Here is a 19,475-nt window from a genome sequence, read left to right as displayed (position 1 = left end):
CCTCCCGTGACGGATGAACGGAGCTGCTGATGATAAGCCGAGAGTCTTATAAGGCTTTTCGGCCATACTTGTCGACCAATATGGTGGTATGATATGGATGGGCTTGGCAAAATGGTAACGACAACGTTCCATAAAGGAGTGGGAATGATGGTGAAACAACTGATTGTCGGCGACGCTGCACAGGAACTAGCCGCTACGCGCCGTATGCTGGAGCATTTGCCCGAGACTGATCTGTCGTGGAAGCCGCACGACAAATCCATGTCGCTCGGCGGTCTCGCCACGCACTTGGTCAATCTGCTGAATTGGCAGCTCGCGATTTTTCAATACCCGGAGTTCGATATTTCGACGGTGCCGCAGCGGCGCGAGGCGCTGGACAAACGCGCGGACGTGCTGGAGGAGTTCGACGCGAACGTCGGGAAGCTGAAGCAGTTGATTGCCGAATGCGACGAGAGCTCGCTCGGCGAGGAATGGACGCTGCGCCACGGGGACCATATTATTCTCCGCGCGCCGCGGGCTATGGCGCTTCGCACCTTCGGATTAAGCCACATGATCCACCACCGGGCGTAGCTCGGCGTTTATTTGCGGCTTCTTGATATCCCGGTACCGGGCATGTACGGTCCTTCGGCCGACGAGGCCGTCAAGTAAACGAAGGTTCTCGATTCGATCGACGCCGCACCGTCGCAGTATACCGGCATGACCGCCGGTACGCTGCGGCGCTTTTTTTGTTGTCGGCAGCGTAGTCAGTCTCCCGACGAACTTAGGCGGCGTTACGTCCCGCGGCGAGCTCGTCGAATCGTTCGCTTAACGCTTCGAACCATGACGCGGCGCTGCCCCTTATAACGAATGCGTTTGCGAAGGTATCGCTGCCTTTTCGAACTTCAACATGGCCCTCTGAGGTCACGCGATATTCCAAGACTTCGTTCTTCTCCGACACGAGTGAGATGGTGAGCTCGAGACGGTCATTTGGATTCGATCCAACCGGAATCCAGCTAGGTCTATTCATGGTTCGAATTACCGTTCGGTGGCGCAAAGTATCGATGATTGCGTGGATGTGCGGCTGATCGGTGAGGGTAACGGAGCGGCGCGCGGTCGGTTCTAAACCCGCCTTAACTTCCTCTAATGTCATCGTTACGCTAGTGATATCCTGGTCCCCATAATACCGGCTGACGTACAGGGTCCGGTTATAGACCAGGACAGCCAACAGAATGACGATCATTACGGCAAGAACAAGGAGCAGCTTTCTTCTTCGGCGTAGAATGAACGTTCACGTCTCCCTTTTAGTGTAATAACTATACAACGCTTGTAGTTGGTTCCGAGTTGCAAATGTTTCCAATTAATCCATATGCCAAATTCAAGAGGCCCCAACTTAGTTGGAGCCTCTTACGGCTGCGATTATGCGGTCGAACATAGTAACGGTGCGATCAAGGCGGCTTCGCCTCGGAAGCTCACCCTCGCCCGCTCTTCTGCCGATAATCATTCGGCGTCATGCCGGTATGCTTCTGGAATACCTTCCCGAAATATTTCGGGTCGACATAGCCGACTTGCTCGCAAATTTCATAAATCTTGAGGTCGGTCTGCAGAAGCAGACTGCACGCCTTCTCCATTCGCACCTGCGTCAAATACGTGTTGAACAGCAGGCCGCAGCCGTTCTTGAAGATCTGCCCGAAGTAATGCGGGGTGAGATGGACGGTCTCCGCGACGTCCGATAGGGAAAGCGGGGCGTCCAGATGGTCCCGGATATACTGCTGGGCGCGCTGCACGATATCGGCGTGATAGGGGAGCGAGAGCATGGGCGCTTCTTGTTTGGCTTCGGGCGGATCGGCTTTCGGGTTGATCTGTGCCAATAGCCGATCTACCGCTTCGAGCAGCTCGTCCGTATCGATCGGCTTCAAGATATACCCTTTGGCCCCGTATTTCAGCGCCGTCCTGGCATACGCGAAGTCCTCGTAGCCGCTGATCAGAATGACATGCGTGCCCGGCTTCTCTTCATAGATGTACTGGAGCAGCTGCAGTCCGTCCATATCCGGCATGCGGATATCGGAGATGACGATCCGGATCTCGTCGTCGTGCTCGAGCATCCGGATCGCGTCATACCCGTTATGCGCGATTCCCGCCACGTCCAAGTTCCGCTCGCGCCATTCCTCCATGGCGCTCAAGCTATCCGCGATAATCCACTCGTCGTCCACGATGAGCAGCTTCATTTGGGTCAAGGCTCCTCTCTTCTTGGCAGTCTGAATATGACGCTGAACCCTTCTTGGACCTGCTCGACGCGAATGCCGTAAGGGGCGCCGAAGTGAAGCCGGATACGCGACTGTACGTTGAACAGACCGACCTTGCCGTGATGCTTGGTCAGCTCGAGCGCCCGGTGCTCCAGATCGTCGTTCAGCTTCGCCGCCGCTTCCGGGGCCATGCCTGCGCCTTGATCGGTTACGCGGATGTAGACGTCTTCTTCCTCGCACCAGCCTCGGACTTCGATCGCGCCGCCGCGCTGGTCGGGGCCGAGCCCGTGGATGATGGCGTTCTCGATGACCGGCTGCACGATCCATTTGATCGTGTACAGCCGCGAGATGTCGTCGTCCAGGCGGATCTCGTAGCGGAAGCCTTCCTTCATCCGAAGCGTATGGATGTCCAGATAGTTGCGGATGTAGGTCATTTCTTTGTCGATCAGAATCATATCGTCGAACGTGCCGATGCTCGTCCGCAGCAGCCTGCCGAGCAGCACGATCATCCGGCTGATGTCCGTCTGCTTGCTCTTGCGGGCGAGCGAATTGATGGACTCGAGCGTGTTGTACAAAAAATGCGGGTTGATCTGCGATTGCATGGCCGTAATCTCGGCGCGGCGCTTCTGCTCTTGTTCGTCGTACACCTGGCCCATCAAATCCCGAATCCGTCCGACCATCGTGTTAAAGCCGTGGCCCAAGGCGCCGATCTCATCGCCGGATTGGCCCTCATAGTGGACGTCGAAGTCGCCTCGGCCTACCTTCCGCATCAGATGGCGAAGGGCGGTGATCGGCTTGGCGATCAAGTTGGACAGCAGCAGCGAAGCCAGCAGACAGAAAGCGATGCTGATCAAGGCGACCGTCAACGCCGCTTGGCGCATCTTGGTGATCGGCTGGTACAGCTCGCGCTTCAGGAAATACGCGGTGAAATGCCAGTCGGTCGTCCGGTCGTAACGCTGAATGAGATAATAGTGCGCTTGCATGCGCTCGAAATCCCCGGCGACGAACGTGCCCGCCGCGTAGGGGTACAGCATCTGACCCTCTCGGTCGGTGACGATCACGCCGGATGCGTAATCGTTATAAATATCGCCGAGCAGGAAAATGTTCTTGAGCAAATCCCGCAGCACGTCCAGCTTGAAATCGATCACGAGCGTCCCGCCTGCGCCGTCGCTTGCGCCGCCGTCGTTGCCATTGATCCGCTGCACATAAGAGAAGACGAGCTGCTCCGGTTCCGTGCGGCTGTAGGCGCGCTCGTGCATCATCGATATCGCGTATGGCTCCGGTCCGGTTAGATCGCCGGCCGAGGGCAGCCAAGCGAAGGCGGCCGACGATGCTGCCGTCCCGCGAGGCTCGTAGCCATAAGCATGAACGAGCCCGTTATCGCCGAGCAGCGTGATGCCGACGTTCTCCGGGCGAATCGCCTGCGCCGCGGCGAGCATCCGGTCGATCTCAGGCAGGTAGGCTTGTCCTTGCGCCTCGCTCGAAGCGCTCAGATAAGCGGCGATGCCCGGATGGGCCGTGATCGCGCCGCCCATGCGGGAGACGTCGGAGATGAAAAATGTAAGCGTCTTCAATTTCTGGTCGAGCATGTTCATCGTTTCCCGGTTCAGCTTCGCGTTCAGCGTGCTCTCGGAGTTGGTCAGGACGAACCAGCCCGAGAGCATCAGCGGGATGATCGACAGCAGCAGGAAGGACGCGAGCAGCTTGGAGAAGATCGAATTCCGTATGAAAGGGCGCATGCCCGTCTACCTCCGACTCCGCAGGAATGATGTATGTAGCCTACCTTATCAAATCGGGATCATCCGAGGCAAGTCCGAAAATAAATCCACGATTTATCCACCTTAGTTCGACGATCTGTCTCCTGTTGCACCGTGTCGACTCATGTTACATTGATTTATGTAATCGCTTCCACGTTGCAGTGATCCATTTTCCGCACCTGGGGGGTTAGGAAGAGAAGGAGCGCGAACAATAACGATAGGCAATGTTTAACATCGATGATATTTCCACCGGCATCCGACGGTTTGTCTCCTGTTCGGGGAGCGGAAATCCGGTACGATTGGAACTGTCATCGCTGCGGCGGGCTATACCGACGATTCAGGCAGAAGGGGGAGAGCGGCATTGCGGCGCGGACAAAAATGGGGCATCGCGTTCATGGTAGCGGCATTGTGCGGCACGGTCGGCTGTTCCGGCGCGAACGAAACGCAGAAAGCAGCAAACAAGGCGCAAAAGGCCGCGGACGAGACGAAGTCGAAGACGGAGGCGCCGGCGCCGGATACAGCTCAGGCAGCGCGTCTGACGGGCAAGGTGCTTCACTTCGTTAGCGGCAAGCTCGGCGACAAAGGCTTCTATGATTCGGCCGAGCGCGGGCTTCAGAAGGCGGCCTATGTCTACGGCTTCAAGACGGCGACCGTGGAGGGCGGGCTCGATTCCTCCCTATGGGAAGCGAAGCTGAGGGAGCAGATCGCTTCGCAAGCCTACGAGGTAATCGTGGTCGGCACCTCGACGATCAAGGCGGTGTTCATGAAGCTGGCGGCCGAATACCCGAAGCAGCAGTTCGTGTTCTATGACGATAAGATCGAGGGGCTGCCGAATGTGTACGCGATGGTGTACTCGCAGAGCGAAGGCTCCTTCCTGGCGGGGGCGTTCGCCGCGATGGCCACGACGGACAAGACGCTAAGCGGCGCCAATCCGGACAAGGCGATCGGGTTCATCGGCGGCCTCGATACGGCGGTCATCCGTGACTTCCAGTCCGGCTACGAGCAAGGCGCGGCGTACATCGATCCCGATGTTCGCGTGGAGACGGCCTACGTCGGGGATTTCACGAATCAAGCCAAAGCCAAGCAGTTGGCCGAAGCGCAGTACGAATCCGGCGGCGTCGACATTATCTACAATGCGGCGGGAGGAGCGGGCTTGGGGATGCTCGAGGAAGGAAGCGAGCTGCACCGCTACGCGATCGGCGTGGACAGCAATCAGAACGGGCTTTATCCGGGCACCGTGCTGACCTCGATCCTGAAGAACGTGGACGAATCGGTGTTCCGGGCGCTGAGCGAATACCGCGGAGGACGGCTGCCGTTCGGCGAGACGGAGGAGCTTGGCGTCAAGGAGGGCGGCGTCGGCATTGCGCGGGACGAGCTGTACGAGAAGCACGTGCCGGAAGCGGTCAAAGAGAAGATGAAAGAGATCGAAGCGAAAATCGCAAGCGGAGACATCCAGGTGCAATCTTCCTTGACGGAAGAGGCGCCGTGAGGGGAGCGGACAAACGAAGATGAGCGCGGATATTGTTGTCGTGGGCAGCTTGAATATGGACATGGTCATGGGCGTTGCGCGCCGGCCGGCGAAAGGCGAGACGGTGCTCGGTTCGGATTTCTTCCTGAATCCGGGCGGCAAGGGCGCGAATCAGGCGTATGCCGCGTGCAGGCTGGGCGCCAAAGTAGCGATGATCGGCAAAGTAGGAGACGATCTGTTCGGCGGCCAACTGCTCGAGCATCTGCATCTGGCAGGAGTTGACGTCTCGAACGTTGAGCGGGTATCGCATCTGGCGACTGGCGTGGCGGCAATTACCGTCGATCCGGAAGGGGACAACAGCATCGTGGTCGCCCCGGGGGCGAACGGGGAGCTTCGCCCGGCGGACATTCGCCTCCGCGAAGCGGCGATCAGCCAAGCCAAGCTGCTCATGCTCCAGCTGGAAATCCCGATGGAGACGGTTGTCGAAGCGGCGCAGATCGCCAAGCGTCACAATGTGCCCGTGCTGCTCGACCCGGCGCCGGCGCAGCCGCTGCCCGAGGGGCTGCTGCAGCTCGTCGACTACATCGTGCCGAACCAGAGCGAGATCGAAGAGCTGACCGGCATCGCCGCATGGAACGAGGCAAGCGCCGTGCTGGCGGCGGAGCATCTCAGGGCGCGAGGCGTGGACACCGTATTCGCCAAGCTCGGGGACAAGGGCGTCGCGGTGGTCGGTCGAAGCGAGATTTTCTCGGTACGGAACTATCGCGTCGAAGCGGTGGATACGACGGCCGCGGGCGATGCGTTCGCAGGTGCTTTGGCCGCCGCGCTGGTGTCGGGCGAAGATCTAAGAGAGGCCGCCGGCTTCGCCAACGCGGTCGGCGCGATTACGGTCACCCGTAGAGGCGCGCAGTCTTCGATGCCGGACCTGGAGGAGACCAAGCGGTTCATGCAATCCGCCAAGAAGGGCGACTAAACTAACCTACAACGAAAGAGGAATGATCCATGAACACGAGACAACGTTTGCTAGCCGGGGGCGTCGCCCTTTCGATTATGCTGACCGCAACTGCTTGCGGCAATGGCGATTCGTCCTCCGAATCGACGCCGGCTTCGGCGAATGGCGGTGCCGCCAAAGTGAAAGTCGCCTATTACGTGGATGGCATGCTGGGCGATAAAGGCTTCTTCGACTCGGCCCAGCGAGGCGTGGATAAAGCGGCCAAAGAGCTCGGCATGGACGTGAAGACCGTCGAGGGCGGAACGAATCAAGCGGATTGGGCGGCCGGACTGGAATCGCTCGTCGCCAGCAACAAGTACGACGTCATCGTTGTAGGTACGAGCAACATGACGGATATCGTCAGAGAGCTGGCCCCGAGGTATCCGGACGAGAAGTTCATCTACTTCGACGATAACATCGGCGATATCCCGAACATCTACTCCATGCTGTATGCCCAGAGCGAAGGATCGTTCCTGGCGGGCGCTTTCGCGGCGCTGGTGACGGAGAGCACGGAACTTGCGGCGGCTAATCCGGAGAAGACGATCGGCTTCATCGGCGGGATGGACATCCCGATCATCAACGATTTCAAAGCCGGGTATGAGCAAGGCGCGAAGTACGTCGACCCGGACGTGAAAGTGGTGTCCTCGTATGTCGGCGATTTTGCAAACGCTCCCAAAGGGAAAGAGCTTGCCTTGGCTCAGATGAACGGGCAGCAAGCCGACATCGTCTTTCAAGTCGCCGGGGGCGCGGGGCTCGGGACGCTGGAAGCCGGGAACGAGGCCGGCAAGTATACGATCGGCGTCGATTCCAACCAGAACGCGCTGTACCCGGGCAGCGTACTCACCTCGATGATGAAGAACATCGACGCCTCCGTCTTCCGGGCGCTGGAGTTGTTCCAGCAGGGCAAGCTCGAATTCGGCAAGAACGAGGTGCTCGGCATCGAAGAGGGCGGCGTCGGCTTGGCCAAGGACGACCTGTACGCAAGCAAGGTGCCGCAATCGATCCAGGACCGCATGGCCGAGATCGAGGCCAAAGTGGCGAGCGGCGAAATCAAGATCGATTCCATCCTGAACTAACGGGGGACTAGCCATGTCAGTCTTGCTGGAAATGAAGAACATTCACAAAGTATACCCGAACGGCACAGCGGCAAGCCGCGGCGTCGATCTGCAAATCCATGAAGGCGAGATTCATGCGCTCGTCGGGGAGAACGGGGCAGGGAAGTCGACGCTGATGAAAATGCTGTTCGGCCTCGAGACGCCGACAAGCGGCACGATCGAATATAAGGGCGAGCCGATCACGCTTGGCGGTCCGCGCGACGCGATCAAGTACGGGCTTGGCATGGTGCATCAGCATTTCATGCTCGTCCCTTCGCTGACCGTCTCCGAGAATATCGTCCTGGGCGAAGAGCCGAAGCAAGGACCGCTGTCGCTATTCCGGGACCGGGGCGCGGAGGAGCGGCAAATCGCGCAATTGATGGCCACCTACGGACTGAAGGTGGAGCCGCAAGCGAAGGTAGAGACGATCCCGGTCGGACAGAAGCAACGCGTGGAGATTCTGAAGGTGCTCTACCGCGGCGCGCGCATCATCATCTTGGATGAACCGACGGCGGTGTTGACGCCGCAGGAGACGGACGAGCTGTTCGACTCGATCAAAGCGTTGGTCGCCGAAGGCTACACGATCATATTCATTACCCACAAGCTGCGCGAGGTGATGGAGATATCCGACCGGGTGACCGTGCTGAAGGCCGGCAAGACGATCACAACGCTCATGACCAAGGCGACGAATCCCGAGGAAATCTCCAGGCTCATGGTCGGACGGGAAGTGCTGTTCCGGGTGAAGAAGCGGCCGGCGGAGCCGAAAGACGCCGTGCTGTCCGTGCAGGGCCTGCAGGCGGCCGACGACAAGGGCGCGCCCGCGCTGCGCGGCGTCTCGCTGGAGATTCGCGCCGGCGAGGTGCTCGGCATCGCGGGCGTCGAAGGCAACGGCCAGACGGAGCTAGTTGAGACGATCACCGGACTTCGTCCCTCGACGGCCGGGCGCATCCGTTATCTCGGCGAAGAGCTGACCGGGCGGAGCGCCGGCGAGATCCGCGCGATGAAGGTCGGCCACGTGCCGGAGGACCGGCAGACGGCGGGCGCAAGCTTAACCTCGACGATCGCGGAGAATCTCATCCTCGATCACTACCGCAATCCGGCCTTCCGGCGCGGACCGTTCCTGAACGCTCGCAAAATCAAGGAATTCGCCCAAACGATGATGCAAATCTTCGACGTGCGCGCCCGGGACGAGGAAGTGGCGGCCGGCTCGCTCTCCGGCGGGAATCTGCAGAAGGTCGTCATCGCTCGCGAGCTGTCCAAAAATCCGAAGCTGCTCATCGTCTCGCAGCCGACCCGCGGCGTCGATATCGGGGCGATCGAGTTCATCCACAGCGAGATCGTCAAGCGGCGCGATGGGGGCGCGGCGGTCATGGTCGTCTCCGCGGAGCTGTCCGAGGTCATGGCGCTCAGCGACCGGATCGCCGTCATGTACGAAGGGGAAATCGTCGCCGTGCTGGACAACACCGAGGAGTTGACGGAGGAAGAGATCGGCCGTTATATGCTGGGGCTGGGCACCGAGACGAAACATAAGGAACATAAGGAGCAAGAGGCGATATGAAATCGGTCAAGGACATCTATTTGGAGCTGTCGGGCATCGCGATCGCGGTTCTGGTGGCGCTCGCATGCGGCTTTGCCGTCATTCTGGCCACGAGCAGCGAGCCGCTGACGGCGCTCTCGTCGCTCATCGTCGATCCGGTTACGAATCCGTTCAACATCGGCACCGTGATCAATAAGGCCGTGCCGCTCATGCTGACCGGTTTGGCGCTCGCCGTCGTGTTCCAGGCGGGGGTATTCAGCATGGGAGCCGAGGGGCAGCTGTATATGGGCGGCTTCGCCGGCGCATTGGCGGGGATCTATATCAAGGGGCTGCCATTCTGGCTGCATTTCCCGGTCATCATTGGATGCGCCATGGCGGCAGGCGCCTTGTACGCGGCGATCGCGGGATTGCTGAAGACCTATGCGAATGCCAACGAAATCGTGACGACGCTTATGTTAAATTTTGTCGCAATTCTGACAACTTCTTATTTTGTCAACAACGTCTTCAAGGATCCGACCAGCGGCGGGGCGGCCCGCATGGCGTATCTGTCCCCGGAGGTGCTGCTGGGCAAGCTGATTCCGGGTTTCTCCGCCCATGGCGGCATCGTCATCGCCCTGCTGGCCGTCGTTCTCGTCTACCTGCTGCTCTATAAGAGCCCCGTCGGCTACGAGCTGCGGCTGGTCGGCAAGAACGGCAAGTTCGCGACGTACGGCGGCATCTCGACGAACCGCGTCATCCTGACGAGCATCATGCTCAGCGGCGCGCTCGCGGGGCTGGCCGGCATCGTCGAAGTGCTGGGCATTCACGGCACCTTCAAGGAGAATTTCTCGGCGGGTCTTGGCTTCGACGGCATCATTATCGCGCTCTTGGCGCGCAATCATCCGATCGGCATCGTCGTCGCTTCGCTGTTCTACGCTTACATCCAAGTCGGCGCGCAGACGATGCAGGCGGGCAGCGACATGCCCCGCGAGGTCGCGGTCATTATTCAGGTCATGTTGGTGCTGCTCGTGTCGGCGCAAGGGATATTCCGTCTCTTGAAACAGAACGTTCGCACGAAAGGCGGTGTCGTCTAATGTGGCAAAGCATCTGGTCGCAGCTGATGGATTTGACGCTGGTCGTCGTGCTGCTCCGATACATGACGCCGATCCTGCTAGCGGCGCTCGGGGGACTAATTTCCGACATCGCGGGCGTGTTGAACATTGGCCTGGAAGGCTTGATGCTTATCTCGGCCTTCACGTCCATCGCGGTCGGGTCCGCATCGGGCAATTGGCTCGTCGGCGTGGCGGCGGGGATGGGCGCCTCGATCCTGATCTGTCTTTGCATGGGGTTCTTCTCCATCAAGCTGGGCGTCGACATCATCATCGCGGGCTTCGCGGTCAATATTTTCGGATCGGGCATCACAATCTTCCTGATGAGCAAGATTTTCCACGTCACCGGCAATTACTCGCCTAGCGAACGAACGCCGATTCCGGCCGTGAAGCTGCCCGTCATCCAAGACATCCCGTTCCTCGGCAAGCTGCTGAGCGGCCACAGCCTCATGGTGTGGATCGCCTTGCTGGCCGTGCTGTTCTGCGTCGTGCTCATCTACCGCACGCCGTACGGCGTTCATCTGCGGGCAGTCGGCGAGGCGCCGTCCGCGGCGAAGTCGCTCGGCATTCCGGTGAACCGGATCCGCTATTCGGCGCTCGCGTGGAGCGGGGCGTTCGCGGGTCTGGCCGGCGCGTATCTGTCCATGGGCATGACGAGCATGTTCGTCAAAGACATGACCGCCGGGACAGGCTTCCTGGCGCTTGCGGTCGTGCTGCTCGGCAAACGCAACCCGGTCGGCATTCTTATAGGCTCGCTCATCTTCGGCCTGGCAAGCGCGGTCACGACGATCGTGCAGACGACCGAAGGCACGGCGATTCCAAGCCAGTTCGTACAGATGATTCCGTATCTGGTCACGCTCGCCGCGCTCGTCTTCTTCGAAGTACGGAAGCGTAAAGGATCTGCTGTTCCTGCTGCTCACACTCTATAAGTGAAACATGCGAATGACAAGCGTGCGGAGCAAGAGAGATGGATCTGAAGAAACGAAGTGGTCGCCTTTGTGAACGGATATCTACCTTGATCTATTCAATTCAAGATATCCGTGAACAACAGCGATCGGAAGATCGTCTCGTTTGCGCAGCAATTACTTGTCATGAGCTTCTGTTGAACTTATATCCACCACTCTACGAAATGAGGTGCCCTCGTGGCCAAAACTCGCATCATTCTAGACGTCGACACAGGGATCGACGACGCGCTGGCGCTGCTGTACGCCGTGAAAGCCGACGGCATTCAGCTCGAAGGCATAACGACCGGCATGGGCAACGTCAGTCTCGGGCAAGCGACGCTGAACACGCTGCAGGTGCTGGACTTGGCGAACGCGCCAGCCGAGCTGCCGGTAGCGATGGGGGCGGAGCGTCCGCTCTTCCGCCGCATGCCGCATACCGCCGAATTCATCCACGGACCGAACGGGCTAGGCGGCTTCGAGCTGCCGGCCACAAGCCGCAAGCCGATCGACGAGCATGCGGCGGATTTCATCGTGCGCAAGGCCAGCGAGCTGGACGGGGAGCTTACGCTCGTGTTCGTCGGCAGGCTGACGAATCTGGCGCTCGCCCTGGCGAAGGACCCGTCCATCGCGCGGAAGGTGAACCGGCTCGTGCTCATGGGCGGCGCGCTGGAGGTGCCGGGCAACGTGACGCCCGTCGCGGAGGCGAATATATGGGGCGACCCGGATGCCGCGCATATCGTGTTCGAATCGGGCATGCCGATCACGATGGTCGGACTCGACGTCACGATGAAGACGGTCATGCTCGAGCGGCATATCGAGCAGTTGAAGCGGCAGGCCGCCGCCGGCGCGGAGGCGCAGGTTACGTTCATCGAAGCGATACTCCAGTTCTACTTCCAAGCCTATGAACGTCAAAACGGCTTCTACGGCTCGCCCCTTCACGATCCGCTCGCGGTGGCGGTCGCGCTGGACCCGTCGCTTGTCAGCACGGAGGAACATTATATTCGCATCGAGACTAGAGGGGAACTGAGCGCGGGCGCTACGCTAAGCGACCGAAGACGAGCGCCGTCCGTCACGAATGCCGACGTTTGCGTCGACGTGGAGTCGGAGCGTTTCATCGAGCAGTTCATCCAGGTTTTGGCGCAAGCGCAGATGGAGGAGGAGAAGCGATGAAGAAGATCATTTTGGACGTCGACACGGGCATTGACGATTCGCTGGCGATCGCGTACGCCGTTCACTCGCCCGAGCTCGATATACTGGGCGTGACCACCTGCTTCGGGAACGTATCGGTCGAAGAAGCGACGCGCAACACGCTCGTCGTGCTGGAACAGCTGGATAGCGGCGCGCCCGTCATCCCCGGCGCGGGCAAACCGCTCTTCCGAGGGCCGACGAAAGGCAGCACCGTGGAGGTGCACGGCGAAGACGGCCTCGGGGGCGCGTTCAAGACGGAAGCCGCCCGGCAGGCCGAGCGCGAACACGCGGCACGGTTCATGAGCGAGCAGGTTCGGAAGTATCCGCATCAAGTGACGATCATCACGGTTGGCCCGCTGACGAACCTCGCTCTAGCCATCATGCAAGACCCGGGCATCGTCGGTCTCGTTCATAACGTGATCGCCATGGCCGGCGCGGTCACCGTGCCCGGCAACGTCACTCCGCATGCGGAAGCGAACATCTTCGCCGATCCCGAAGCGGCGGAGTACGTGTTCCGGTCGGGGATTCCGATGACGCTGGTCGGTCTGGACGTGACGATGCAGACGCTGCTGCCGCTCACGGAGGTTCAAGGCTGGCACGGTCGCGGTACGCCGCTCGGCGGCTTCTTGGCCGACATGACGGAATTCTATATCGGCGCGTACCAGCAGATGTATCCCGGCATCGAAGGCTGCGCGCTGCACGATCCGCTTGCCGTAGGCGTCGCCATCGATCCGAGCTTCGTCAAGACGGTGCCGATGCATGTGCAGGTCGACGTCGAAGGCATTCTCTCTTACGCCAGGACGGTCGGCGACTTGAGAAGCAAGCCGAATGCCGGACCGAACATGAACGTATGCATCGGCGTCGAGGCCGAGCGGTTCCGGAGCCATTTCCTAAGCCGCGTCCTTGGAGACGAGAAGCAGCGGTAATCCGTGTAAGTCCCCGGCCGGTTTGCCAACAGAGCCATCCATTCAATCCCCGCTTTCGAGCGGGGATTTTTTGGCATGCGCGGGCTTTCGGCCGAAGAGACGACGAGAGAATTGACGGCGGTCCGATAGCCCCAATGACGCGCGCATTTTCCGCACCGCGGGCTTCCCGGCACGCGGTGCTCGGTCACACGTCGGCAATCGAATCTCTTGCCGGACTCGAACAGAGCCAGCCCGCGCCGATTGACCGGCGCATCGCAGGTGAGGCCGGATGTCATATCCCGATCGTCATAAGATATGACACAGTAAGCGTTGAATCACACCTTAAGCGGCGGGAGGCCGGATTATATAATCGAAGTACCCTGGTGGTTCGGGGGAATACGGTCGGGAGAGGGGAGAGAGAAAGCGTTCGGAACAGAAGGGCGGATTCAGCTTCGAGCATGTTTGTAAGCGTTGTCATTCATGGATTGGCAGGAAGAGGCACTAAGTCAATATGATCGAGGAGGTTCATTATGCGAAGCAAGTTCATCGCGATGTCGATGATCGTGAGTCTAATTGCGAGTTTATTCATTACCGTTGGCCCGCAGGGTCAGGTATCGGCGGCCGGAGGTGCGAACCTGGCCTTGGGCAAGAGTGTAACGGCGAGCGGGCAGTCAGATGTCTATGCACCAGGCCGCGTCAACGACGGCAATGCGAGCACGTACTGGGAGAGCGCGAACAACGCGTTCCCGCAATGGGTTCAGATTGATCTAGGCGCGAACACCAACATTGATCAGATCGTACTGAAGCTGCCGGCAGGTTGGGAGACGAGAACGCAGACGCTGGCGGTACAGGGCAGCGCGAACGGTTCGACGTTCACGAACCTCGTCGCCTCCGCGGGGTATACGTTCAACCCGGCGAACGGTAATGCGGTCACGATCAATTTCTCGGCGGCGAGCACCCGTTATGTTCGATTGAATATCACGGGCAATACGGGCTGGCCGGCCGGTCAGCTCTCCGAATTCGAGATTTATGGCGCTGGCGGGACGACGAACCCAGACCCGGACCCGAATCCGACGGGCACGAACGTTGCCCAAGGCAAGTCGATAACGGCTTCTTCGACGACGCAGACCTATGTCGCCGCGAATGCCAATGACGGCAGCACGACGACATACTGGGAAGGCAGCGCTAATCCGAGTCAGCTGACGGTGGACTTGGGCGCGAATCACAGCCTGAGCTCGATCGTCGTCAAGCTGAACCCGGACGCGGCGTGGAGCACGCGCACGCAGACGATTCAGGTGCTCGGCCATGACCAGAACACGACGACGTTCAGCACGCTGGTCGCCGCTCAATCGTATACGTTCAATCCGGGCACGGGCAACAAAGTGACGATTCCGGTTAGCGCGACGGCGAAGCGGGTGCAGCTGAATATCACGTCCAACTCCGGCGCGCCTGCGGGCCAGGTGGCGGAATTCGAAGTGTACGGCACGGCTGCGCCGAATCCGGACCTGACGATTACCGGCATGTCGTGGTCGCCGGCTTCGCCGATCGAGACGAGCAGCATTACGCTGAATGCGACGGTGAAAAACAGCGGCACGGCGAACGCTCCAGCTTCTACGGTCAACTTCTATTTGAACAACCAGCTGGCCGGATCCGCTCCTGTGGCCGCTCTGGCGGCAGGCGCATCCGCAACCGTATCGGCGAACGCCGGCACGAAGAGCGCGGCATCGTATACGGTCGGCGCGAAGGTCGACGAGAGCAACGCCATCATCGAACAGAATGAAGCGAACAACAGCTACAGCCACGCTTCATCCTTGGTCGTCGGCCAGGTGTCCAGCTCCGACCTCGTCGTGACGCCGGCATGGACGCCAAGTAATCCAAGCGCGGGCAACACGGTGACCTTCACGGCGAATTTGAAGAACCAAGGGAATGCCGCGACAACAAGCGGGCCTCACGCCATCAGCCTGGTGCTGAAGAACGCGCAAGGCACAACCGTTCAGACGTTGAACGGCTCCTACAGCGGGACTTTGGCCGCTGGTCAGTCCGTCACTGTCAACCTGGGCACATGGACGGCGGCGAACGGCAGCTACTCGGCCGCGACTACCGTGTCCGCGGATGCGAACGAAATTACCGCGAAGCGGGATAACAACACCAGCTCCTCGAGTCTGTATATCGGCCGCGGCGCGAACATGCCGTTCACGATTCTTGAAGCCGAAGCCGCCAACAACAGCACGAACGGCACGAAGCTCGCGCCGAACTTCAAGCCTGGCGACTATGCAGGCGAAGCATCCGGCCGCTCGGCGGTCTATCTGGATGCGACTGGCGAATACGTGGAGTTCACGCTGACATCTCCGGCCAACGCGTTCGTCCTGCGCAACGCGGTCGCGGAGAATACGACGGGAACGGTCAGCATCTATGCCAATGGCGCAAGCGTCGGCAAATTCAATGTCTCATCGAAATTCTCGTATGTATACGCCACGCCAAGCACGCTTGGACGGCTTGGCTACGACAACGCGCCGGGTGCGGGCTTGACCGCGTACTGGCTCTATGAAGACGCGCAGCTGCTGCTGAACCAAGTATATCCGGCGGGCACGAAGATCAAGATCCAGAAGGATGCCGGAGACGTGCCTTGGATCTATGTCGACCTAATCGAGACGGAGAATGTCGCTCCGGCTGCCTCCAATCCCGATCCGGCCAAATACGTGCAAGTGTCGGCGTCCAAATCGATCGAGCAGGCGCTGAACGAATTCCGTCAGGACAACACGAAGAAGGGCATTTTCATCCCGGCGGGCGAGTGGACGATGAACGGCAAAATCTACGTCTATGGACGCGCGACCGAGATTCTCGGAGCCGGTCCATGGCATACGAAGCTGGTGGCGCCGCAGAATCAGTCCAACACGGATATCGGCTTCAATATCGCGTCGACGGCGAACGGCTCTTCGATTAAGAATTTGTCGGCTTGGGGCAACTACATCTACCGGACAGACGGGCCGGGCAAATTCATCGACGGCAACGGCATGCAGAACGTTACGATCCAGAACATCTGGGCCGAGCATTTCGTCTGCCTGTACTGGGGCGTGAACTCGTCGTACAACACCTTCAAGGATAACCGGATCAAGAATACGTTCGCCGACGGCATCAACATGACGAACGGTTCCTCGTATAACGTCATCGACAACAACTATGCCCGCGGCAACGGCGACGACGCGTTCGCGCTGTTCAGCGCCGTGGATGCAGGCGGTTCCTACAACGTGGGCAACAAATACACGAATCTGACCGCAACCAACGTCAGACGCGCGGCTGCGTTCGCGATCTATGGCGGCTCGAACAACCTGTTCCAGAATCTGTACGGCGCGGACACGTTGACCTACCCGGGCATTACGATCAGCAGCTATAGCTTCGGCTACAACACGCTGGGCTTCGGCGATCAGGACACGGTATTCGATGGTATTACGTTGGATCGGACCGGCGGAGACTTCTGGACGAGCGTCGGCGCGGACGACAAGATTAACGAGTACCAGAACTTCGGGGCGATCTGGTTCTACTCCGGAGACCGGGCGCTCAAAAATATCGTCGTCAAGAACGTCGACATCAACAATCCGGTGTACTTCGGACTGATGTTCCAGACGATGTACCCGAACGCGCTGCCGATGCAGAATGTGCGTCTGGAGAACATCAACATCAACAACCCGACCCGCTATGGCATCAAGCTCGTCGCGAGCGCCGAGCAGGGTCAAGGGCCGGTGGTCGGATCGGCCAGCTTCACGAACGTGAAAGTGAACAATCCCGGCATCCAAGCGATCTATGGCGAGAGCAAGAGCCCTAATTTTACCGTGAACCGCGTGTCGGGCAACAATTGGTAAGGCGTTAAATGCCCAAGAAGCTTATCGGACTATCCGGTAAGCTTTTTTGGTTTGTTGGCTTGGAGATGCGCGATAAATCCCAAGGGTGGAGAAAGCGTTTCTTAGCGGATTATTTCCCTGCCATACTGGTGTCAGTGACGGTTTTTTATAATGGACTCAAATCCAATATTTCGATCGGGGGAATCGTCATGAACACAAGTCAAACTTTGCGTGGATTCGCGACCGTTAGCTACTGGGCAGAAGATATGGAGGCGGCAAAAGCTTGGTACACCTCGCTGCTGGGCATAGCGCCTTACTTTGAACGTTCCGGACCAGATGGTAGTCTCGCCTATGTCGAGTTTCGGTTGGGGGATTATCAACACGAGATGGGGCTGATTAATCGGCGTTTCGCGCCGGCCGACGCTTCGCATGTCCCAGGCGGTGCCATCCTGTACTGGCATGTCGATGATATCGAGGCCACGCTTCATCGGCTGAAATCGATGGGAGCCGCCGAGTATGAACCGCTCGTGCACCGCGGAGTTGGATTCATCACGGCGTCCGTGACGGACCCATTCGGCAACGTGCTCGGCATTATGTATAATGCGCATTATTTGGAGATGCTGGATGCTCGCATGCAGGAACAATCGGCGATAGCTGAATAAAACGCGACGACAGCCGATCATGACGATCGGCTTGTTTGTTGTACGTGACTTCGGGAAAATTCTATAAGCCCAATAAGAACAGGAGTTTTTTGGATTCCAGTATATGGTACAATTGACTCCACCATCGTCATTTCATTCATGCGCGCATGAAGAGGAGGAATACCATGATCAGAAAGATGCTAGGTTTGGCAGCGGCAGCGATTCTCCTATCCAGTCTCCCCGCAGGGTATGCCGCCAGCGCCGAACTGTCCATCATGGAAAAGTACGAGGCGTTCAAGCAAGCCGGAATTTTTCATGGAGGCGCGGACGGCGAGGCCGATTTAGAGCGAACGATTACGAGAGCCGAGCTGGCCGTCGTCCTGACGCGACTGATGAAGCTGGACACCAGCGAAAATAAACAAGCGGAGTTTGTTGATGTGAAGGGACATTGGGTGGCCAAGACCTCGGCCGTTAGCAATATGGTTCACTACGAAATTATGAACGGTAAAGGCCATAATCGCTTCGATCCCAACGGTCTGGTCACGATCGAAGAGCTGGCTGCTGTCATGACTCGTGCATTGAAGCTAGAACTTCCTCATGCTGCAATTACCGATGCCATCGTGTCCGATTGGGCGCGTTCGTATGTCGGAACAGCTATTGAGGCAGGCGTTATTGATCCGCAGGAAGATTATACGGCGTCTGTTACGCGAGCCATGGTGGTCGATGCGATCTTTATTGAATATCAAACTATGACTATGCCTGCTTCAAGGGAGGTATAAGGGTGTCGACTACAAGGCAGCTCTATACGCTGTGGGACGATCTGAAGAGATTGGATTTGGGCGATTCGGGGGCATGTCCAGCCAAATGGCAGGGCCGAGATGCTTTATATCTGGAGAAACTGAATTCGGCTGTTTTTCTTCGTGATGAGGTGAGCTTCCGTTCTTTTCGGCTTCAAGCCGAGGTAGCCATTCCGCATGAGGTCGGCTTTATTGGTCTGGTATTTGGAGCGAAAGATCCCGCTAATTATGAACTCATTTATCTTGCTCCGGTCGAAATTCAATATGACCCCATTATGAACGGGTCGATGACGTGGCAAATCTATAACGGGCCGTCCTATCAGCTGCCTCTCCCGAACATGACGGGGGCATGGCAGACATTCACGGTCGAGGTTCAGCCCGAAGGCGCTATCGCTTATCTGGGAGATGGCACGGGGCCGCGACTGGTCCTATCGAGCCTGCAGCATGGCGGAACGATCGGTAAACTGGGGATATGGAGCTTCTTGCCTAGTTATATTCGTAATCTCTCCATTGAAGAGATTGAACCAGCTCCACTGGAAAGAAGAACGACGGATCTACAGAAACTTCAATCCGAAACCTATATAACCGCGTGGCAAGTATCGGACCCCTTCCTAGCGGATCAAACGGATGAACGGAACTGGGCAGAAGCTTTCGTTGAAGAGAACGGCACTCTCAACATCAACAGAATCCATAAAGCGGAACCAGGTGTTTCCGTTGAAGTAAGAAGCACGGTCACAGTCGCGGAGGAGCAAGAGACGACGCTCTCTCTTGGCTTTAGCGACGGTATCCGTCTATGGTTGAACGATAAGGAGATCTATCAAGGAGAGTGGTTCTGGAAGCCGCCAGCACATGATGGGCGCATTCGTCCTGATCTCATGAACATCCCTGTCAAATGGCACGCAGGGTTGAACACCATTCGTGCCGAAATCAAGCAGACCGAATCTTTTGGCTGGGGACTGGCGGTCAAAACGGGTCTTCACGCATGAACGTAAGGGGGAATCTTGATT

At 58.6% G+C, this 19,475-nt stretch carries 15 protein-coding genes and 1 pseudogene; 13 read left to right on the top strand and 3 right to left on the bottom strand.

Going from position 1 to position 19,475, the window contains the following annotated elements; translation table 11 throughout:
- Positions 1–147 precede the first annotated feature (147 nt).
- A pseudogene (locus ACFFSY_RS01405) lies at positions 148–645 on the top strand (DinB family protein).
- 112 nt (positions 646–757) lie between these two features.
- Here the strand turns inward: ACFFSY_RS01405 and ACFFSY_RS01400 are convergent.
- The 3 genes from ACFFSY_RS01400 to ACFFSY_RS01390 form a co-directional block, all read right to left on the bottom strand.
- A complete protein-coding gene (locus ACFFSY_RS01400) occupies positions 758–1,126 on the bottom strand; it encodes a hypothetical protein (protein ID WP_377488780.1) in 369 nt (122 codons plus the stop codon).
- Positions 1,127–1,445: 319 nt separating this feature from the next.
- Complete coding sequence (locus ACFFSY_RS01395) at positions 1,446–2,201, bottom strand: response regulator (protein WP_377488777.1); 756 nt, start codon at positions 2,199–2,201, stop codon at positions 1,446–1,448.
- Between the two features lie 5 nt (positions 2,202–2,206).
- Positions 2,207–3,958 carry a sensor histidine kinase gene (locus ACFFSY_RS01390; protein WP_377488774.1) on the bottom strand — a complete coding sequence of 584 codons (1,752 nt, stop codon included), beginning with the start codon at positions 3,956–3,958 and terminating at the stop codon, positions 2,207–2,209.
- A 379-nt stretch (positions 3,959–4,337) separates the two neighbouring features.
- On the opposite strand from ACFFSY_RS01390, the gene ACFFSY_RS01385 reads away from it, so the two are divergent.
- The 12 genes from ACFFSY_RS01385 to ACFFSY_RS01330 all read left to right on the top strand — a co-directional run bounded on the left by ACFFSY_RS01385 (position 4,338) and on the right by ACFFSY_RS01330 (position 19,454).
- Positions 4,338–5,465, top strand: coding sequence for a BMP family lipoprotein (locus ACFFSY_RS01385; protein ID WP_377488771.1), 1,128 nt, complete (start codon positions 4,338–4,340; stop codon positions 5,463–5,465).
- A 19-nt stretch (positions 5,466–5,484) separates the two neighbouring features.
- Positions 5,485–6,417 carry a ribokinase gene (rbsK, locus tag ACFFSY_RS01380; RefSeq protein ID WP_377488768.1) on the top strand — a complete coding sequence of 311 codons (933 nt, stop codon included), beginning with the start codon at positions 5,485–5,487 and terminating at the stop codon, positions 6,415–6,417.
- Between the two features lie 29 nt (positions 6,418–6,446).
- The gene (locus tag ACFFSY_RS01375; protein WP_377488765.1) at positions 6,447–7,511 is read left to right on the top strand and encodes a BMP family lipoprotein; all 1,065 of its coding nucleotides are present in this window, start codon (positions 6,447–6,449) and stop codon (positions 7,509–7,511) included.
- A gap of 13 nt (positions 7,512–7,524) precedes the next feature.
- Positions 7,525–9,087 (top strand): ABC transporter ATP-binding protein, encoded by a 1,563-nt coding sequence (locus tag ACFFSY_RS01370; protein ID WP_377488762.1) that lies wholly within the window; start codon positions 7,525–7,527, stop codon positions 9,085–9,087.
- On the top strand, positions 9,084–10,139 hold the full coding sequence (locus ACFFSY_RS01365) for an ABC transporter permease (RefSeq protein WP_377488759.1): 1,056 nt from the start codon (positions 9,084–9,086) through the stop codon (positions 10,137–10,139). Before ACFFSY_RS01370 ends, ACFFSY_RS01365 begins: the two co-directional genes overlap by 4 nt.
- The gene (locus ACFFSY_RS01360; protein WP_377488756.1) at positions 10,139–11,083 is read left to right on the top strand and encodes an ABC transporter permease; all 945 of its coding nucleotides are present in this window, start codon (positions 10,139–10,141) and stop codon (positions 11,081–11,083) included. Before ACFFSY_RS01365 ends, ACFFSY_RS01360 begins: the two co-directional genes overlap by 1 nt.
- Before the next feature lie 213 nt (positions 11,084–11,296).
- Positions 11,297–12,268, top strand: coding sequence for a nucleoside hydrolase (locus ACFFSY_RS01355; RefSeq protein ID WP_377488753.1), 972 nt, complete (start codon positions 11,297–11,299; stop codon positions 12,266–12,268).
- Complete coding sequence (locus ACFFSY_RS01350) at positions 12,265–13,212, top strand: nucleoside hydrolase (protein WP_377488750.1); 948 nt, start codon at positions 12,265–12,267, stop codon at positions 13,210–13,212. Before ACFFSY_RS01355 ends, ACFFSY_RS01350 begins: the two co-directional genes overlap by 4 nt.
- Positions 13,213–13,721: 509 nt before the next feature.
- Complete coding sequence (locus ACFFSY_RS01345) at positions 13,722–17,051, top strand: galactose-binding domain-containing protein (protein ID WP_377488747.1); 3,330 nt, start codon at positions 13,722–13,724, stop codon at positions 17,049–17,051.
- 188 nt (positions 17,052–17,239) lie between these two features.
- On the top strand, positions 17,240–17,692 hold the full coding sequence (locus ACFFSY_RS01340) for a VOC family protein (RefSeq protein ID WP_377488744.1): 453 nt from the start codon (positions 17,240–17,242) through the stop codon (positions 17,690–17,692).
- A 164-nt stretch (positions 17,693–17,856) separates the two neighbouring features.
- A complete protein-coding gene (locus tag ACFFSY_RS01335; protein ID WP_377488741.1) occupies positions 17,857–18,450 on the top strand; it encodes an S-layer homology domain-containing protein in 594 nt (197 codons plus the stop codon).
- Positions 18,451–18,452: 2 nt separating this feature from the next.
- Positions 18,453–19,454, top strand: coding sequence for a hypothetical protein (locus ACFFSY_RS01330; RefSeq protein ID WP_377488738.1), 1,002 nt, complete (start codon positions 18,453–18,455; stop codon positions 19,452–19,454).
- The last annotated feature ends 21 nt before the right edge of the window (positions 19,455–19,475 follow it).

Origin of the sequence: Paenibacillus aurantiacus (assembly GCF_042431225.1) — a bacterium.
In the GTDB taxonomy this organism is placed as follows: Bacteria; Bacillota; Bacilli; order Paenibacillales; family Paenibacillaceae; genus Paenibacillus_Z; species Paenibacillus_Z aurantiacus.
This window is presented reverse-complemented; position numbering and strand designations above follow the sequence as displayed.

Bases quoted from the DNA above. Each gene is read 5' to 3' on its own strand.
- rbsK (WP_377488768.1), top strand. From the start codon at position 5,485: ATGAGCGCGGATATTGTTGTCGTGGGCAGCTTGAATATGGACATGGTC.
- ACFFSY_RS01360 (WP_377488756.1), top strand. From the start codon at position 10,139: ATGTGGCAAAGCATCTGGTCGCAGCTGATGGATTTGACGCTGGTCGTC.
- ACFFSY_RS01370 (WP_377488762.1), top strand. From the start codon at position 7,525: ATGTCAGTCTTGCTGGAAATGAAGAACATTCACAAAGTATACCCGAAC.
- ACFFSY_RS01375 (WP_377488765.1), top strand. From the start codon at position 6,447: ATGAACACGAGACAACGTTTGCTAGCCGGGGGCGTCGCCCTTTCGATT.
- ACFFSY_RS01335 (WP_377488741.1), top strand. From the start codon at position 17,857: ATGATCAGAAAGATGCTAGGTTTGGCAGCGGCAGCGATTCTCCTATCC.
- ACFFSY_RS01365 (WP_377488759.1), top strand. From the start codon at position 9,084: ATGAAATCGGTCAAGGACATCTATTTGGAGCTGTCGGGCATCGCGATC.
- ACFFSY_RS01400 (WP_377488780.1), bottom strand. From the start codon at position 1,126: ATGACATTAGAGGAAGTTAAGGCGGGTTTAGAACCGACCGCGCGCCGC.
- ACFFSY_RS01340 (WP_377488744.1), top strand. From the start codon at position 17,240: ATGAACACAAGTCAAACTTTGCGTGGATTCGCGACCGTTAGCTACTGG.
- ACFFSY_RS01345 (WP_377488747.1), top strand. From the start codon at position 13,722: ATGCGAAGCAAGTTCATCGCGATGTCGATGATCGTGAGTCTAATTGCG.
- ACFFSY_RS01390 (WP_377488774.1), bottom strand. From the start codon at position 3,958: ATGCGCCCTTTCATACGGAATTCGATCTTCTCCAAGCTGCTCGCGTCC.
- ACFFSY_RS01395 (WP_377488777.1), bottom strand. From the start codon at position 2,201: ATGAAGCTGCTCATCGTGGACGACGAGTGGATTATCGCGGATAGCTTG.
- ACFFSY_RS01350 (WP_377488750.1), top strand. From the start codon at position 12,265: ATGAAGAAGATCATTTTGGACGTCGACACGGGCATTGACGATTCGCTG.